General features: G+C 63.0%; 15 protein-coding genes and 1 tRNA gene. 3 read left to right on the top strand and 13 right to left on the bottom strand.

Annotation, left to right across the window (positions count from 1 at the left end; translation table 11 throughout):
* The first annotated feature begins 193 nt into the window (after nucleotides 1-193).
* On the top strand, nucleotides 194-547 hold the full coding sequence (locus AC1DX0_RS17985; protein ID WP_477218999.1) for a recombinase family protein: 354 nt from the start codon (nucleotides 194-196) through the stop codon (nucleotides 545-547).
* 487 nt (nucleotides 548-1,034) lie between these two features.
* Nucleotides 1,035-1,983 (top strand): IS630 family transposase gene (locus AC1DX0_RS17980; protein ID WP_477356285.1). Its coding sequence is split into 2 segments (ribosomal slippage): nucleotides 1,035-1,370 and nucleotides 1,372-1,983, totalling 948 coding nucleotides; the frame shifts between segments, so codons are not numbered across the junction.
* Between the two features lie 275 nt (nucleotides 1,984-2,258).
* On the opposite strand, the gene AC1DX0_RS17975 is transcribed toward AC1DX0_RS17980, so the two are convergent.
* The 11 genes from AC1DX0_RS17975 to AC1DX0_RS17925 all read right to left on the bottom strand — a co-directional run bounded on the left by AC1DX0_RS17975 (nucleotide 2,259) and on the right by AC1DX0_RS17925 (nucleotide 13,436).
* Nucleotides 2,259-2,828, bottom strand: coding sequence for a hypothetical protein (locus tag AC1DX0_RS17975; RefSeq protein WP_477219001.1), 570 nt, complete (start codon nucleotides 2,826-2,828; stop codon nucleotides 2,259-2,261).
* A gap of 117 nt (nucleotides 2,829-2,945) precedes the next feature.
* A complete protein-coding gene (locus AC1DX0_RS17970; protein ID WP_477219002.1) occupies nucleotides 2,946-4,559 on the bottom strand; it encodes a tyrosine-type recombinase/integrase in 1,614 nt (537 codons plus the stop codon).
* Nucleotides 4,560-4,645: 86 nt separating this feature from the next.
* Nucleotides 4,646-4,730: transfer RNA gene (locus AC1DX0_RS17965), tRNA-Leu, on the bottom strand.
* An 85-nt stretch (nucleotides 4,731-4,815) separates the two neighbouring features.
* Nucleotides 4,816-5,436, bottom strand: coding sequence for a 2,3-bisphosphoglycerate-dependent phosphoglycerate mutase (locus tag AC1DX0_RS17960; RefSeq protein ID WP_477356283.1), 621 nt, complete (start codon nucleotides 5,434-5,436; stop codon nucleotides 4,816-4,818).
* A gap of 92 nt (nucleotides 5,437-5,528) precedes the next feature.
* Nucleotides 5,529-6,350, bottom strand: coding sequence for a 4-hydroxy-tetrahydrodipicolinate reductase (gene dapB / locus AC1DX0_RS17955; protein ID WP_477219004.1), 822 nt, complete (start codon nucleotides 6,348-6,350; stop codon nucleotides 5,529-5,531).
* Complete coding sequence (locus tag AC1DX0_RS17950; protein WP_477356281.1) at nucleotides 6,347-8,206, bottom strand: ABC transporter ATP-binding protein; 1,860 nt, start codon at nucleotides 8,204-8,206, stop codon at nucleotides 6,347-6,349. The genes dapB and AC1DX0_RS17950 overlap by 4 nt, the downstream gene beginning before the upstream one ends.
* Before the next feature lie 140 nt (nucleotides 8,207-8,346).
* Nucleotides 8,347-9,372: a glucokinase gene (locus AC1DX0_RS17945; protein WP_477356279.1), complete on the bottom strand. Its 1,026-nt coding sequence runs from the start codon at nucleotides 9,370-9,372 to the stop codon at nucleotides 8,347-8,349.
* A 187-nt stretch (nucleotides 9,373-9,559) separates the two neighbouring features.
* Nucleotides 9,560-10,648 carry a penicillin-insensitive murein endopeptidase gene (gene mepA, locus AC1DX0_RS17940; RefSeq protein ID WP_477219007.1) on the bottom strand — a complete coding sequence of 363 codons (1,089 nt, stop codon included), beginning with the start codon at nucleotides 10,646-10,648 and terminating at the stop codon, nucleotides 9,560-9,562.
* Nucleotides 10,649-10,712: 64 nt separating this feature from the next.
* Entirely contained in the window at nucleotides 10,713-11,612 is a 900-nt protein-coding gene (locus AC1DX0_RS17935) for an SDR family oxidoreductase (RefSeq protein ID WP_477219008.1), read from the bottom strand.
* The gene (gene queG, locus AC1DX0_RS17930; RefSeq protein ID WP_477356277.1) at nucleotides 11,609-12,763 is read right to left on the bottom strand and encodes a tRNA epoxyqueuosine(34) reductase QueG; all 1,155 of its coding nucleotides are present in this window, start codon (nucleotides 12,761-12,763) and stop codon (nucleotides 11,609-11,611) included. The genes AC1DX0_RS17935 and queG overlap by 4 nt, the downstream gene beginning before the upstream one ends.
* The gene (locus AC1DX0_RS17925) at nucleotides 12,744-13,436 is read right to left on the bottom strand and encodes a glutathione S-transferase family protein (protein ID WP_477356275.1); all 693 of its coding nucleotides are present in this window, start codon (nucleotides 13,434-13,436) and stop codon (nucleotides 12,744-12,746) included. The genes queG and AC1DX0_RS17925 overlap by 20 nt, the downstream gene beginning before the upstream one ends.
* Before the next feature lie 159 nt (nucleotides 13,437-13,595).
* Between AC1DX0_RS17925 and AC1DX0_RS17920 the strand changes: the two genes are divergently transcribed.
* Nucleotides 13,596-14,402 (top strand): undecaprenyl-diphosphate phosphatase, encoded by an 807-nt coding sequence (locus AC1DX0_RS17920; protein WP_477356273.1) that lies wholly within the window; start codon nucleotides 13,596-13,598, stop codon nucleotides 14,400-14,402.
* Between the two features lie 67 nt (nucleotides 14,403-14,469).
* Here the strand turns inward: AC1DX0_RS17920 and AC1DX0_RS17915 are convergent, their stop codons facing one another.
* Together AC1DX0_RS17915 and rsmI are read right to left on the bottom strand one after the other, a co-directional pair.
* Nucleotides 14,470-14,868 (bottom strand): YraN family protein, encoded by a 399-nt coding sequence (locus AC1DX0_RS17915; RefSeq protein ID WP_477219012.1) that lies wholly within the window; start codon nucleotides 14,866-14,868, stop codon nucleotides 14,470-14,472.
* Nucleotides 14,840-15,754 carry a 16S rRNA (cytidine(1402)-2'-O)-methyltransferase gene (gene rsmI, locus AC1DX0_RS17910; protein ID WP_477219013.1) on the bottom strand — a complete coding sequence of 305 codons (915 nt, stop codon included), beginning with the start codon at nucleotides 15,752-15,754 and terminating at the stop codon, nucleotides 14,840-14,842. Before rsmI ends, AC1DX0_RS17915 begins: the two co-directional genes overlap by 29 nt.
* Between the last annotated feature and the right edge of the window lie 347 nt (nucleotides 15,755-16,101).

The following is a 16,101-nucleotide window of genomic DNA, read 5'->3' as shown; positions in this document are numbered from 1 at the left end:
CTCCAGACGTTCCAAACGGCTCAGCCTCGTGGGGATTATTATCAGGATCGAGTGGGCGCCTAGACTCCCCCTGAAGTCGTCGGACGGGGCAAGGCAATGAAGCAGTACGTGGTCTATACGCGAGTCAGCACGGAGGAGCAGGGCCGCAGCGGGCTAGGCCTGGAGGCCCAAGAGCGCGACATCAAGATTTTACATGGAGACGTTCTCCGAGGTGCCGTGGGAGGTCACAGGGCGCTTCCAGGAGTGCTATCGGGGGGCAGCGACGACAGGCGCCCTCGCGGAGGCTATCAAGCTGGTGCGAGCGACAGGGGCGGAGCTTCTGGTCGCCAAGCTGGACCGCCTGAGCCGCGACGTGGCTTTCATCGCCACCCTCATCGAAGACAAGAAGGTTCGCCTCAGGGTGGCCCAGATGCCGAACGCGGAGCCCTTCCAGCTCCACCTCTATGCCGCCATGGCGGAGCAGGAGCGGAAGTTCATCTCGGAGCGCACCAAGGCGGCCCTCAAGGCGGCCAGGCTCAATTGGGTGGTCTCCGGGACAAGACCATGAAGCGCAACCAGGCGATACAGAGGAAGGCGAAGGCCGAAGCGGAGAAGGCTATGAGGATCATAGGCCCCTTGCGGAGCGCCGGTCAGACCCTCACCGCCATGGCCGAAACGATAAACGACATGGGGGCAAAATCCTCACGAGGAGGCAAGTGGTCCGCGACTCAGGTAATGAGGGTGCTGGGCCGAACCGGAGCATTAGCGGGTCAGTCCCTAAACATGAAACCCAATTGGCTTCCGATCACAGGTAGTTCCATCGCCATCCAGTAGAGAGGCACCATCCAACATGCGGTGATAGCGAACCCTCCYGCCATGGAAAGGCCCTCTTTAAACTGGTTAGGCGGATAGAATCCTCCACCGTAGGTCTCTCGCGGCTTCGGCTTGTTGAACCGCTTGTCTAGAGCGGTTCACGGCTTGATGGAATCGAAGGGGATTCCCGATTTGTCGGTTTTGTGATTCAAGATGCTGGCTGGAGTGGAGGCCAGCATCTGATGACCCGACCTCTTTCCAATGACCTTCGCGAGCGAGTTGTGGCGGCGGTTTTGAGTGGTGAAAGCCGCCGGTCTGCCGCCAAACGGTTTGGCATTTCGATTTCGGCCGCTGTGAAGCTGTTGCAGCGTCATGGGACGACCGGCTCGGTAGCACCGGGCAAGATGGGTGGGCATCGCAAGAGGCTACTGGAGCCGCACCGTGCCTTCATCGAGGCGCGTATACGTGAGATGCCGCATCTGACGCTGCACGGTCTGAAGGATGAGTTGGCTGGTCGCGGGGTCAAGGTCTCGCACAACGCGGTGTGGCTGTTCCTGCGCCGCGAGGGCCTGAGCTTCAAAAAAAACGCTGTTCGCCCTTGAGCAGGCACGCGCTGATATTGCCCGCAGGCGTCAGCGATGGCGATCTTGGCAGACCGGTCTCGATCCGCAATGCCTGGTCTTCATCGACGAAACCTGGATCAAGACCAATATGGCTCCGCTGCGAGGCTGGGGGCCGAGGGGCAAGCGGCTGCGCGGCCTGGCGCCGCACGGCCATTGGCGCACGCTGACCTTCCTGGGCGCGCTGCGCTGCGATCGGCTCGCGGCACCTTGCGTCTTCGACGGACCGATCAACGGCCAATGCTTCCGCGCTTATGTCGAGCAGCAGCTCATCACCGTGCTGAAGCCCGGCGATATCGTCGTCATGGACAACCTGGGAAGTCATAAGTCGGCGGCCATCAGGCAGATGATCAAGGCTGCTGGCGCCAGGCTTTGGTACCTGCCGCCCTACTCTCCGGACCTCAATCCGATCGAGCAGGCCTTTGCCAAGATCAAACACTGGATGCGCCAGGCTCAGAAACGCACCGTCGAGGACACTTGGCGCCACATCGGCCACATCGTCGAAACCATCGAGGYAGCCGAATGCAAGAACTACTTCGAAAACGCCGGGTACGCTTCCGTCAAAACGTGAAAGGCGCTAGTGCACCGCCCGTATATGCCCCGCTCAGAATGAAACCGTAGGTAAATACTAGAAAGAGCGGTCCTGTCACCAAGCCGCCTAGGAAGGGCATACAGGGTTAGTCTCACCGTAGTTTTTGAACGCGAAGATCACTCCGGCAACTGGACCAGTTAGGATCGCAAGTACGATAAACAGCTTCCTTGTTTCTTTGTCCACCATCCCACCTCCTTTGTAATCTCCGGCGTTTCAACAGCGGCGGCGGGATCGTGTCCACGCCTCGAAGCGCCTTAGTCGCGTCCTACTTTATTAGCGGGCGGGGGGCCATGCGGGAAATCTATCCTCACCCCCAGAGCCGAAGACGCCTTCTCAATGATCTTGTGCAGCTTCTCGTAGGTATACGTATGTAAAACATCGATTAGCGTTCGATAGCTTGGGAACTCATGGCCCGGAATGGCGAACGCAATGATGGGCTTCACCGTCAGTAAGCTGTCCTTCAGCTCGACCCCCATAGAGAACTCAATGTCTCTCCCAGCGCCCTCATGGGCGTACCGCTTGTTCCGTATCTCCATGATCCGGTCGTGCGTCGTCCTCAGCTCTCCGGTCTTGTAGACTGCATTGCGGTCGAGCCGAGGAAACTCTCCAGCGGCCTCCGTGAAGAGACGGCCGTAAGTCACACTGAAGGCTAACAACAAGCCGTCAATTTCCAGCACGTTCTCCAGAGTGACTTCTCTCTTGAGAGTTTCCATCCTGTGAAGATAATGGTCTGCGTTACTCACGCACATCATCACATGCCCGAATCGAACAAGGGCTTGCATGTGGCGGTTGCCTTCGATCCCTTCTTGGGTCAGCGTCACCATTCTACGTAGCCTTCAATGCGTTTTTCGGGACACAACTCTGGGAAACAGCGCGTAGGCCGCGTTCGCCTAAGCGTCGGTATTGGCCGCATTAGAACATTGGCGAAGAGGGAGGGAAACTCAGCTAGACACAATGAAGGCGGGGAACTTCTCGAACGCTTCCACCTGAGCCTTGAGGCTCACCCCGCCGTAACTTCCACCCACTGTCTTGGAGGCATGGCCGCAGATGCCATCCAACACGCTGTCCTGAATGCCTGCCTCTCGCCCAATCGTCTTGAAGAGATGCCGCCAGCCGTGATTGGGGGCCACCGCCTTATCTTTGACGACTTCCCGCACGAATTCCGTGATGCGATTCTTTACGCTTCTCCGCACCCCTCTCGTCTCCCCATCTTTCCGTGGCTTCAGGAAGAGGTAGCCGGCAGGGGCGGCCGTAACGAAGTCCGCGAAGCCCTGCTCTATGAGGTGGCGATGTAGAACTACCAACCGCAACTCCTTATCCTTTACAGTGCCGGCCTCTGGCGTAATCGTCATCACCCAGTATTCGCCTTCCTTGCGGATGTCCTGCTTACGCAACTGGACGATCTCCCCAAGGCGACCCCCTGAGTAGGCACAGAGCCATGGCACCCAGCGCTTGGCGGCCACCAACTTGTCAGACTCTCGACCCTTCCGGTGATGATGGAGACTGTGGGCAAGGATCGCCTGGACCTCTTCCGGGGCGAAGCCTTTGTCGCGTGTGCGGACAACCTTCGGTCGGGTCACAGTGATGGCCTCAGCTGGGTTTCTTGGCAGCTTCAGGTTAGCGACCGCCCACTTGAAGACGGAACGGAGCCCGGCAATGTCGCTGTCACCTACAGTCTTGGGGCTAACACCCTGCGCAAGCCTATGGTCCTTGAAGGCTACAAGGTTAGTTGGAGTGACCGCCGCCGCATCGTCATTTTCAAGGAACTCGCTTAGGCGAGCCGCTGCGCTTTTGTAGCTTTCGTAGGTGCTGATGGTCCGGCCGGCTGTCTTCGCCTCAGTCCACCAGCCTTCTACAAGCCCCGTTATAGAGATCGCTGCGGCCGGCCCGGTGGTAGTGGTGGTGGAATTCGTAATCTCCAATGGAGGAAACCGGCTTGCCTTCGGGTCCGGCGAATAATCGCCCGCTGTCTCCCGGTCTGCCTTTGTGAAACCATCCTTTAGGGAGCGAAGCGTTTCACGCGCAAGCAACTCGACCGACACAGGATTGACGTTAAGAAGTCCGCGACGAACGAGAATTTGGTGGGCCGTAGCCATCGCGGGGTCGCGGCCTGAAGGGTCCGTTTCAGCCTCTAGCCTCGCCATCGCATTCTTATAGACCCCGCCACCGATGTCTCCAGTGAAGGCGCTCTCTGCGTCAGACAGGTCCGGGTCTATCTCCGCCAGAGACCCCCAGGCGTAGACATCACGGGAAAGCGCAACGGCCTGCCTGTGCGACAAGAGCAATGGCGGCTCTCGGAGGCCTTGCCACACGGTTTCCAAATAGCCGGCTACTTGGGCCTGGCGCACCTTGATTTCGCTTGGCGTGGAGGCTCGCAGCGACACACGGATGGCATGATCCTTAGAGGTGACCGTTTTCCTTACGACCTGGAGGCCAACGGGAATGTGGAGCGTGACGCCCACCGCACGGTTCCGCACGTCAGCCGGGATACGCTGGTTGAATTGTTGATTGATGGTGCCTTTTCGTTTCACGGGTTTGACCAGCCGGAAATGCATTGTCGCACACCTTTGTAACACATAGGGGTGAGCGCAATGAATTGAAAAGGCTTATCTTCTTGATCCCGTTGGTAGTCGGGAAAAAATGGTGCCCAGAAGAGGACTCGAACCTCCACTCCTTGCGGAACACGGACCTGAACCGTGCGCGTCTACCAATTCCGCCATCTGGGCTGGTGCGGGCTCATGTAAGCGGGCAAGCGATRGSTGTCAACGCGCTTTTTTCAAAGCCGTTCGCAGCTTGCCGGCTTAAGGACCTTCAACCCTCCAGCACTTCCTTCGACGCCACGGTCGAATCGGCGTTGAGCTGGTAGATGACCGGCACGCCGGTGCCGAGTTCCAGCTTGACGATCTCCTCGCCSGAYTTGCCGTCCAGCGCCATGATCAGCGCSCKSAGCGAATTKCCGTGCGCRGCGACCAGCACGGTGCCGCCGCGCAGCACGTGCGACTGCATATCATGCAAATAGTAGGGCCAGACGCGGGCGCCGGTGTCCTTCAGGCTTTCGCCGGCGGGCGGCGGCACGTCGTAGGAGCGGCGCCAGACGTGCACCTGCTCCTCGCCCCATTTCTTGCGGGCATCGTCCTTGTTGAGGCCGGAGAGGTCGCCATAGTCGCGCTCGTTGAGCGCCTGGTCGCGGATCGTCTTCAGGTCGCTCTGGCCGACCGCGTCGAGAATGTGCTGGCAGGTTTTCTGCGCCCGGATCAGCGCCGAGGTGAAGGCGATGTCGAACTTCAGGCCGCGCGCCTTGAGTTTCTGCCCGGCGGCCTTGGCCTCGGCATGGCCCTGCTCGGTCAGGTCGACATCGCGCCAGCCGGTGAACAGGTTCTTCAAATTCCATTCGCTCTGGCCATGGCGCACGAGCACGAGGGTTCTCGACATTTTTTGCTCCCTACAAGAGCAATTCCAGGAAAAGTGTGAAGCGGTTTTCCGTCCGGAATTGCGTTAAAACAAAGAGGTTTGGATGGTCCGCCTCAGCTCAGGCCGAGCACGTCCCGCATCGAATACAGTCCCGGCTTCTTGCCATGCGCCCAAAGCGCCGCCTTGACGGCGCCGCGGGCGAAGATGGCGCGGTCCTCGGCATGGTGGGACAGGGTGATGCGCTCGCCGGTGCCGGCCAGGATCACGCTGTGGTCGCCGACCACCGAACCGCCGCGCAGCGTGGCAAAGCCGATCGAGCCTTCTTTTCGCACGCCCGTATGGCCGTCGCGTGAACGCACGTCGTTGCCGGCCAGCGCGATGCCGCGCCCGGTGGCGGCGGCCTCGCCAAGCAGCAATGCGGTGCCCGACGGCGCGTCGACCTTGTGCTTGTGATGCATTTCGAGGATCTCGATGTCGAAATCGTCGGCGTCGAGCGCGCGCGCCGCCTGTTCGACCAGCACCGCCAGAAGATTGACGCCGAGGCTCATATTGCCCGACTTGACGATCGTCGCATGGCGCGCCGCCGCTGCGATCTTCGCATTGTCGTCGGCCGAACAGCCGGTCGTGCCGATGACATGGACGATGCGCGCCTGCGCCGCGTAGCCGGCGAATTCGACCGTCGAGGCCGGCGTGGTGAAATCGAGTACGCCATCCGCCTTGGCGAAAACCGGCAGCGGATCGTCACTGATCGGCACATTGATGATGCCGATACCCGACAGTTCGCCGGCATCCTTGCCTAGATGAGGAGAATCCGCGCGCTCGACCGCGCCGATGACGCGGGCGCCTGGAATGGTGTGGATGGCGCGGATCAGCGTCTGGCCCATGCGGCCGGCCGCGCCCACCACCACCAAGCCCATATCGCCTGCTTCGCTCATGTGCTCCTCACAGCAGTCTTCTTCGCACGCGTGGCCCGGACCGGGGTTTGGATYGGCTTGCTGTCATCGACAAGCCCCAGCCCCTTYTTGCCCTGSAYSCGGTGGAAGCGGGMRTAGAYGCTGTSCGGGTCGGCCATCAGCGTSGCATGGGTGCCTTCCTCGACCAACCGTCCCTCTTCCAGCACGATGATGCGGTCGGCATTGACCACCGTCGACAGACGATGCGCTATGACGATGGTCGTGCGGCCTTGCATGACATGGGTCAGCGCGTCCTGGACGCGGGCCTCCGCCTCGTTGTCGAGCGCCGATGTCGCCTCATCAAGCAGCAGGATCGGTGCCTGGCGCACGATGGCGCGGGCGATCGACACGCGCTGGCGCTGGCCGCCGGAGAGGGTCGAGCCGCCTTCGCCGACCGGCGTATCGTAGCCTTGCGGCTGCTGGCGGATGAACTCGTCGGCTGCCGCCTGTTTGGCCGCCTGCTCGATGTCGGCGTCCGTGGCCGACAGGCGGCCGTAGCGGATGTTGTCGCGGATCGTGCCCTCGAACAGATAAGGCGCCTGCGCCACATAGGCGATCGACTGCCGCAGCGAATGCTTGGTCACCTTCGAGATGTCCTGGCCGTCGACCTCGATGCTGCCCTGGTCGACGTCGTAGAAGCGCTGCAAGAGCGCCACCAGCGTCGATTTGCCGGCACCCGAGGCGCCGACGATCGCCGTCACCTTGCCGGCGGCGGCGACAAAGCTCAGATCTCTCAGCACCGGCATGTCGGCGCTGTAGCCGAACGTCACATTGTCGAAGCGCACCTCGCCGGTGGTGATCCTGGCCTCGACGGCATCGGGCGCGTCGCCCTGTTTCGGCTCCAGGTCGAGCAACTCGTAGATCATGCGCGCGTTGACCAGCGCCCGTTCCATGCCCACCTGTGTACGCGCCAGGCGTCTTGCCGGGTCGTAGGCCATGATCAGCGCGGTGATGAAGGAAAACACCGCGCCCGGCGGCTGCCCAAGATACAGCGCCCGGTAGCCGGAATAGGCGACTACGGAGGTAATGGCGAGACCGCCGAGAATCTCGGAAATCGGCGACAGCCGCTCCGCGACGCGGGCGATCTTGTTGTTACGCTGCTCGGCCGTATCGGCCATGATGCCAATGCGGCGCGCCAGCTCGGCCTCCAGGGTGAAGGCCTTGACGATCGCGATGCCTTGCGTGGCCTCCTGCACGGACCCGTTCAGCCGCGAATTGATCAGCACGGATTCCCGGTTGATACGCCGCAATCGGCGGGTGATGTAGACGACGGCCCAGATCAGCGGTGGTCCGATCAGCAGCGAGCTGAGCGACAACACCGGGTCCTGGTAGATCATGACGCCGACGAGAGCGACCAGCGAGACCGCGTCGCGGCTGATGGAGGTCAGTGTCAGCGACAGCAGGTCGCGAACGCCGCCGACATTCTCGCTGACCTGTGCCGCCAGCCGGCCGGAACGCGTGTCGTTGAAGAAGTTGACGCCGAGCTTCATCAGATGGTCGAAGGTGCGTTTCTGGTAGCGCGCCACCAGGTTGTTGCCGATTCTGGCCAGTGCCACCGCCTGGCCGTAGCCGGCGAAGCCGCGCAACAGGGAGGCTCCCATGAAACCGGCGCAGACCCAGAAGATTACGTCGCTGCGCCGCTCGACGAATATCCCATCGATCATCGGGGCCATGATCCACGCCAGAAAGGCAGTGGTCCCGGAAACAATCAGTAGGCAAGAGACGGCGACGACATAGGTCCAGCGATACTCATTGCCGTTTTCAGCGAGGATGCGGCGGAGCACCGCTGTGACCTCGCCGGGCCGGGCTTTTTGTTTGTTGGGAGCTTGAAGTGTCAAATCGGGAGCGCTTTGTGGTTTTCCGCCTCGTGGGACCGGGGCTGCAAATTCGGCACCCCTCTTAACGCCCTGCGGCCGGATTGCCTATGCCCGCACCTGATTAACTTCGTCGCGGGGACCCGAGCGCTTCGCGCTGGCTGTCAGGCCTGCCACCGGCGGCCCGCCGTCTGGACGCCGAACAGCGAGGGATTTCGGGCATAGGCGGCAAGGCCAAGAAGCGCCGCCAGCGGATGGGTGATGACATAGACGGGCATGGTGCGCATCAGCGCGCTGTGTGGCGCCTTGTCCTCGAAGGCAGCGCGGAAATTGCCTGCTTTCAGCGCCGGCACAATCTTTTGCGCGATGCCGCCGGTCAAAAACACGCCGCCGCGGCTCATGAACACCAAAGCGAGATCGCCGGCGGTGCGCCCGAGGCAAGTGACGAAGGTCTCCAGCGCTTCCTCAGCCACCGGATCGGTCTTGGCCAATGCCGCGCCGGTGACCTCGGCCGGCGTGGTGAAGGGCGACGGCTTGCCGTCCGCCTTGGCCACTGCGCGGTAGACGTTGACGAGACCGCGCCCGCACAGGATCTGTTCGCCGGAAATGCGGCCTTCGAGCTTCTCTATATGTGGGAACACCTGGAAGTCGCGGGCCGAGCGCGGGCCGATATCCATATGGCCGCCCTCGCCGGGCACCGGAATCCAGTGGCGCAACGCATAGATCAGCCCGGCGACGCCGAGACCGGTACCGGGACCCAGCACGACGCGGCCGGCATTGGGCTCCGGCGTGCCGCCGCCGATCTTTTCCATATGCTCTTCGCCAAGCGCAACGACGGCCAGCGCCTGCGCCTCGAAATCGTTGAGCACGACGATGTCGCTGAGGCCGAGATTGGCGAACATCTGTTTGGGCTTGACGAYCCASGGGCAGTTGGTGAGCTSGATCTCGTCGCCGTCGACCGGSCCGGCCACCGCCAGCACCGCCGAATTSGGSCGSACCGACGAGCGGTCGAGSACSGCCGCCTGRATCGCCTCGTCGATGGTGTTGAAATTGGCCGTCTGSACGATYTGCGGCTCGSTCGGTTCGGAATTGGCGTCGAGCACGATCGAAAAGCGCGCATTGGTGCCGCCAATGTCGCCGATCAGGATCGGAAACCGCAGCAAAGTATCGTCATCGCCTGTGCTTGGCATGCTCTCGTCCGTCTCGGCGCCCCTGACGGCGTATCGCCGTTCTTTCGTTGACTAGCGCATGAGTTTGAAAAGGGAAACGGTTTTCGAACCTGGCAGCGCGCGCAGTGAGCTTCTGCGGCCAAACGGCCACTGTTTCCCGAAAAACAGCCCCCTAAACCGATTGAGCCGATCGATGGCGCAGCGGCGATCAGTTCACGGGCGGCCTCGGCCGGGGAACGGGCGCGCCCATTCTGGGCGTTGCCGCGAAAGCATTTGCCGCGCTTGGCAAATCGCCGCTGGCCGTGGTGGCGGGCTGCGACGGTGCTTCCGGTTCGGGTGCGGCGACCACGACCGGCATGGCGCCGCCGTGATAGGTCGCGGCCTCGGCCGAGGCCGGCCCCGGCGCGTCGAGCACGGCGCGGCATTCCTTGGGCAGGTTGGCCATGGTCATCACATCGCGGGCCTTCGGCGCATCCGGGTTCTTGTTGGGTCGCCACGGTTCCTCGGTGAACCACCAGGCCAGCGGCTTGCCGCAACCGTCATCATCCGGCGTTGCTTCCTGCGCCTTGCAGTTGGGCGARCCCGGCTGGCAGCCGATGCGCATGTGGAAATGATAGTCGTGGCCCCAGAACGGCCGGATCTTGCGCAGCCAGGTGCGGTCACCCTTGACGGTGTCGCAGAGTTTTTTCTTGATTCCGGGATTGACCAGGATGCGCTCGACTTCCGGGTAGCTCGCCGCCCGCTTCAGAAGTGCGGTATGCTGCGGCTTCCACAATGCGTCCTTCACCAGATGCGTCTTCTCGTCGACCATCAAGGTGGCGCTGATCGATTCGCGCTGCGCCATGGACATGGGACGACTGGGCATCGGCGTCAGCCAGATGTCGGCATCGAGCCCGATCTGGTGCGAGGCGTGGCCGGTCAGCATCGGGCCGCCGCGCGGCTGCGAGATGTCGCCTATGAGCAAGCCGGGCCAACCATCGGCCGCCGCGTCGCGTGACAATTTCTCGACTACAGCGATCATCGCCGGATGACCCCAGCGGCGGTTGCGCGAGGGCCGCATCACTTCCCAGGTCGGGCCATCCATGGGAATGGCGACGCCGCCGGCAAAACAACCCCTGGAGTAGAAGCCGATCGACTGCGCCGCGGTCGCCGCCGGCAGTTTCTCGGCGCCGAACAAGTCCTTTGCCCGTTCCTCGGCCATTGCCGGCTGCACGGCGAGACCGGTCAGGCCAAGCAGACCAAGAGCGGCCGCCAACAGATACGATTTGCCGAAATATGGACGCATCGCTGAGTTCATGAAACCGGATCCCCACCGCAATCCCAGCCCGAATCATAGCACGCCGCGCAGAATGCTTCGATCGTCAGCCCTTCATCGGACTGCGCGCCTCGCCGTCGCGCCAGTCGCCTTCTGCCCACATGTGGTCAAAGGCGGCGCGGTAATCCGGAAAACGAAAGCGATAGCCCGCCGCCTTGATCGCCGCATTGGCGACACGCTTGTTCTCGCCATAGAAGGACCGCGCCATGGGCGAAAGTTGGGCGGTGTCGAAGGGAATTTCGGGCGGAGCCTCGACGCCCATCAGCGACGCGGCATAGGTRACGACATCCTGYGGYGGCGCCGGCTCGTCATCGGTGACGTTGAARATGCCRCCYGTRTTGCCTTCGGCCAGATGCCACAGCGCRCCGGCAATGTCGTCGCAATGGATRCGGTTGAACACCTGGTCGGGCTTGACCAGCCGGCGCGCGGTGCCGTTTTCCAGGTTGACCAGCGCATTGCGGCCCGGCCCGTAAATGCCGGACAGGCGCAGGATCGCCACAGCCTGGCCGATCTCCTCGCCGAGCTTCAGCCACGCCTGCTCGGCCGCGACCCGCATGACCGAGCGTTTCGATACCGGCCGGCACGTGGTCTTTTCGTTGACCCAGGCTCCGCCATAATCGCCATAGACGCCGACGGTCGAGAGATAGCCAATCCATTCCAGCGCCGGCATTTGGGCGATCGCCTCTCGGGCGGCACTCAACACGGGATCACCGGCCTCTTCCGGGGCGACCGAAATCACCAGATGAGTCGTTTTGTTCAGTGCTTCGGCGATTTCACCAGTCAGAACGCCGTCGAACAGCAGCGGGGCGATACCAGCCTGACGCAGCGCCGCGAATTTTTCCGGCGAACGCGTCGTGCCGAAGATCGTACTGGGCTCCGTGTTGGCGCGGGCAAAGGCCTTGCCCGAGTAGCCGGCGCCGAAGATCAAGATCTGCTTTTCGCTCATGCATGTGCCCTGGTTGGCCGCGCCATGTGCCATTCGTCACGCACCGCCGCATCATTCTCGGTCATCAAGCCGGTCGCGGCCCTTTCGGCATATTCGGCATACGGCACCAGCCGCGCCAGCGCCCATAYKGCCGCRCCGCGCACCAGCGGCGAGGCGTCGCTGAGCAAGGCGCGCACGGTATCGGTCAACGAGGCCTCGCCGGAATTGCCGGCGGCGATCAGCACRTTGCGGATGAAGCGGTCGCGGCCGATGCGCTTGATCGGTGAACCCGAGAGGAAGATGCGGAAGGCCGCGTCGTCCAGTTCGAGCAGTTCGGCAAGCGGCGGCTCGCGCAAATCGCCGCGCGCGGCGAGTTTTGCTTCGGAAGCCGTCTTCGCGAACTTGTTCCAGGGGCAGGCGGCCAGACAATCGTCGCAGCCATAGATGCGGTTGCCGATCTTTTCGCGGAATTCATGCGGGATCGGCCCCTTGTTCTCGATGGTGAGATACGAAATACAGCGCCGCGCATCGAGCCGGTAGGGCGCCGGGAAAGCATCGGTCGGGCAGGCGTCGAGGCAGGCGCGGCAGGAGCCGCAATGGTCGATCTCAGCGCGGTCGGGCTCAAGTTCGGCCGTGGTAAAGATGGTGCCRAGAAACAGCCAGGAGCCGTGTTCGCGGCTGACCAGATTGGTGTGTTTTCCTTGCCAGCCGAGCCCTGCGGCTTCCGCCAGCGGCTTTTCCATCACCGGTGCGGTGTCGACGAACACCTTCACGTCGCCGCCGGCGCGCGCGACGATCTTGCCGGCGATTTCCTTCAGCCGCCCCTTCATCACCTCATGGTAGTCGCGGTTCTGCGCATAGACCGAGATCGCACCACGGTCGCGCTTGGCTTGCAGCGCACGCGGATCATGGTCCGGTCCGTAGTTCATCGCCAATACGATGATTGACCGCACTTCAGGCCAAAGCGCCGTCGGTTCACTGCGGCGCGCGATCGTCTCGGCGATCCAGTCCATCGAACCGTGAAAACCGTCGGCGACGAATTCGGCCAGCCGGGCCGGCGCCAGTGGGATCGCATCGGGAGAGGTGACGGCAACGGCATCGAAGCCGGCGCGATGCGCCTCCGCGTCGATCAGCGCGCGCAGTTTTGCGGCGTCAGAAGTCGAGGTCCGCATAATGCGACACCGGCGACAGGCCGCGCACGCGGTCGGTCAAGAGCGGCCTAAACGAGGGCCGCGACTTCACCCGCGTGTACCATTCGCGCGCAGCAGGGTGTTCGCGCCAGTCGATCTCGCCGAGATAATCGAGCACCGACAGCGTCGCGGCGGCCGCCAGGTCGGCATAGGTGACCCTGCCGCCGGCCAGCCAATGGCGGGTGCCGGCCAGCCAGTTGGTGTATTTCATGTGCTGGCGGATATTGGCGCGTGCCGCACGGATGGCSSCCGAATCGGGCGARCCGCCRCCCGCCGTTTCCGGCATGACCGGCTTCAGCACGCGTTCGCGCACCAGATGCCTTGTSACYTCGCYYTCGGCCTTGKTGAGRTACCAGTCGGTSAGCCGGCGGATTTCGGCGCGCTGCATCGGGTCTTCGGCGAACAGCCGTTTGTCGCGCTTCAAGACGCCGCGCGTCTCGTCGAGATATTCAGCGATGACGGTTGCGCCGACGATCGGCACGTCGCCCTCGGCSAGCAGGATCGGCARSGTKCCGGCCGGGTTCAGCGCCAAAAACTCCTTGCGCCGCGTCCACGGCTTTTCCTCGATCARCGCCAGYTCCTCGCCATACTCGCCAAAGGCRAGGCGSACGAASCGGCAGGTGGCGAACATGGGGTGATGGAAAAGCGTCAGCATGGTTCCGCGATGATAAAGCGCACTGGCGAATCGCCGGGCGCACCGGTAAGTCTTGGCCGCCCGGTTAGCGGGCCGTCAGGGTGTTGCGACCTATAGGGGGACTTCAACGCCATGACAAGCAAACCGTTCTGTTAGCCGTCGCGCAAAGCCGAGGTAGCCATGGAAAGCCAGACCATCGTCGAAGCCCTGCTGCTCGGCCTGCTGGAGGGGCTGACCGAGTTCATTCCGGTGTCCTCGACCGGCCATATCCTGCTCGCCGGCCATTTCCTCGGCTTCCATTCGACCGGCAAGGCCTTCGAGATCCTGATCCAGCTCGGCGCCATCCTGGCSATYCTMAGCGTCTATTTCCGCCGCCTGTGGCAGATGCTGCTCGAYCTGCCGCATGACCGGCTGACGCGGCATTTCGTCATTGGCATCCTCATTGCCTTCCTGCCGGCGGCGATCATCGGCGCGCTGGCGCATGATTTCATCAAGACSGTGCTGTTCGAATCGCCAMGGCTGATCTGCATCATGCTGATCATCGGCGGYGTCATCCTGCTSSYGGTGGAYCGCATGAACCTGAAACCTGTCTACCGCGACGTCGAGCGCTTCCCGACCCGGCTTTACCTGCAGATCGGGCTTTTCCAGTGCCTGTCGCTGATCCCCGGCACCTCGCGCTCCGGTTCGACCATCGTCGGCGCGCTGCTCTTGGGCGTCGACAAGCGGGCGGCGGCGGAATTTTCGTTCTTCCTCGCCATCCCGACCATGGTCGGCGCCTTTGCCTTCGACCTGTTCAAGAACCGCAACGTGCTGAGCAGCGCCGACCTGCCGATCATCGCCGTCGGCTTCGTCGCAGCCTTCATCACGGCCTTGGTGGTCGTCCGCTACCTGCTCGACTACGTCTCGCGCAACGGCTACTCACTGTTCGGCTGGTGGCGGCTGGTGGTGGGGATTGTCGGCCTGGTGGCGTTGTTTATCTGGGGGTGAGGTGAGGAGTGGTCCGCGACCTCCTCGACTTCGTCATCCACGGGCGGAGCAAGGAACGGCTCTCCCACTAATTCCGCCCATAAAACGCGTTCTCGACATGCACCGGCCAGCGCCACGGCAGCACCGCGACCATGTCGAAGCGCATCGACAGCTTTCCATAATCCGCCTGGCGCGACAGCCAGATATCGGCGGCGCCCTCGATGCGGCGCTCCGCTTCGTGGCCGATCGCTTCCATCGCCTCCATCAGCGTGCGACGCGCCTTGACCTCGACGAACAGCACCAAGTCGCCGCGCCGAGCGATCAGGTCGATCTCGCCGAAGCGGGTGCGATGGCGGCGCGCCAGGATGCGGTAGCCCTTCAGCATCAAAGCTGCCGCCGCCAGCCATTCGCCGCGATGGCCGCGCCGATAGGCCTTTTGGCGGCTGGCGCTCGGCCGCTCAGCCACCGTCGCCTTCTCCTGAGGCATCCTTGAGCTCCAGCAGCCGCCGGTAGAGCGCCTGCTTCTGGCCGCCGGTCATCTTGGCGGCTTCCGCCGCCGCCTTGGAGGCCGGCATTTCGGCGGCGAGCGACAACAGCAGCCGGTCAATATCGGCCGGCTCGTCCGGCTTGGCCTCGGCGGGACCGACGCAGACGACGATCTCGCCTTTCGGCGTGTCGGCCGCCGCATAATGGTCGGCCAGCGCCCGCAGCGTGCCGATGCGCATTTCCTCGAAGGTCTTGGTCAATTCGCGGCCGATTGCGGCCTTCCGCTCACCGCCGAGGACTTCGACCATGGCGCCGAGCGACTCGGCCAACCGGCGCGGCGATTCGAAGAAGATCAGTGTTGCCGGCACGGCTTTCAGGGCTTCCAGCCGCGTCAGCCGCTGGCCTGATTTGACCGGCAAAAAGCCAGCGAACAGGAAGGCGTCCGACGGCAGRCCGGATGCCGTCAGCGCGGCMAGCGGCGCCGAYGGRCCGGGGATCGGGACGACGCGAATGCCATGGTCAATCGCCTCGCCGACCAGCCGGTAGCCGGGATCGGACACCAGCGGTGTGCCGGCATCGGAAATCAGCGCCACGCTCTGGCCGGCCTGAAGGGCTGATATCAGCTTCGGTCCGGCCTCGCCGGCATTGTGTTCGTGATAGGCCGTGGTGCGGCGGCGGATGCCGTAACGGTCGAGCAGCACGCGCGACACCCTTGTGTCCTCGCAGGCGACGATGTCGGCGGCGGCCAGCGTCTCCAGCGCGCGCAGCGTGATGTCGGCGAGATTGCCGATCGGGGTCGCCACCAGATAGAGCGCCGGCTCGAGCGGGCGGGCGAGGATTTCGGTCTGCCCGACCACGTAGCTGCGCCTGCTCGTCTCATCGGTCACTGATCAAGTCTCCGTTCAGCCCTGTTTGGCCTGCCAAATCTTGTTTGGCCTGCCAAATCTTGTTTGGCATGGCTGGCGCGGCCTTGCAAAAGCTGTCGTCGATGTAAGGAACTCGCCATTCCTTTGCCACAGTAGGGAACGAAACCGGCATTGGCAGATTTAGCCCCTGATTCCCCGGGAGGACAGGATGGACAGCCTTAAGATACAGGATGCTTTCGAGCCTTACTATGCCGGCCGCAAGCGCGTTGCCGCCGCCAGGGACAAGCGCCTGCCAGCCAAGACCGACACCAGCCTGACCAAGCAGGCGACAACCGCCTTGCCGACGAATGTCAGGCTTTCCGACAACG

The sequence above is a fragment of the Mesorhizobium sp. P3_A9 genome, assembly GCF_056402975.1.
This window is presented reverse-complemented; position numbering and strand designations above follow the sequence as displayed.

Bases quoted from the DNA above. Each gene is read 5' to 3' on its own strand.
- AC1DX0_RS17970 (WP_477219002.1), bottom strand. From the start codon at position 4,559: ATGCATTTCCGGCTGGTCAAACCCGTGAAACGAAAAGGCACCATCAAT.
- dapB (WP_477219004.1), bottom strand. From the start codon at position 6,350: ATGAGCGAAGCAGGCGATATGGGCTTGGTGGTGGTGGGCGCGGCCGGC.
- AC1DX0_RS17985 (WP_477218999.1), top strand. From the start codon at position 194: ATGGAGACGTTCTCCGAGGTGCCGTGGGAGGTCACAGGGCGCTTCCAG.
- AC1DX0_RS17915 (WP_477219012.1), bottom strand. From the start codon at position 14,868: ATGCCTCAGGAGAAGGCGACGGTGGCTGAGCGGCCGAGCGCCAGCCGC.
- AC1DX0_RS17975 (WP_477219001.1), bottom strand. From the start codon at position 2,828: ATGGTGACGCTGACCCAAGAAGGGATCGAAGGCAACCGCCACATGCAA.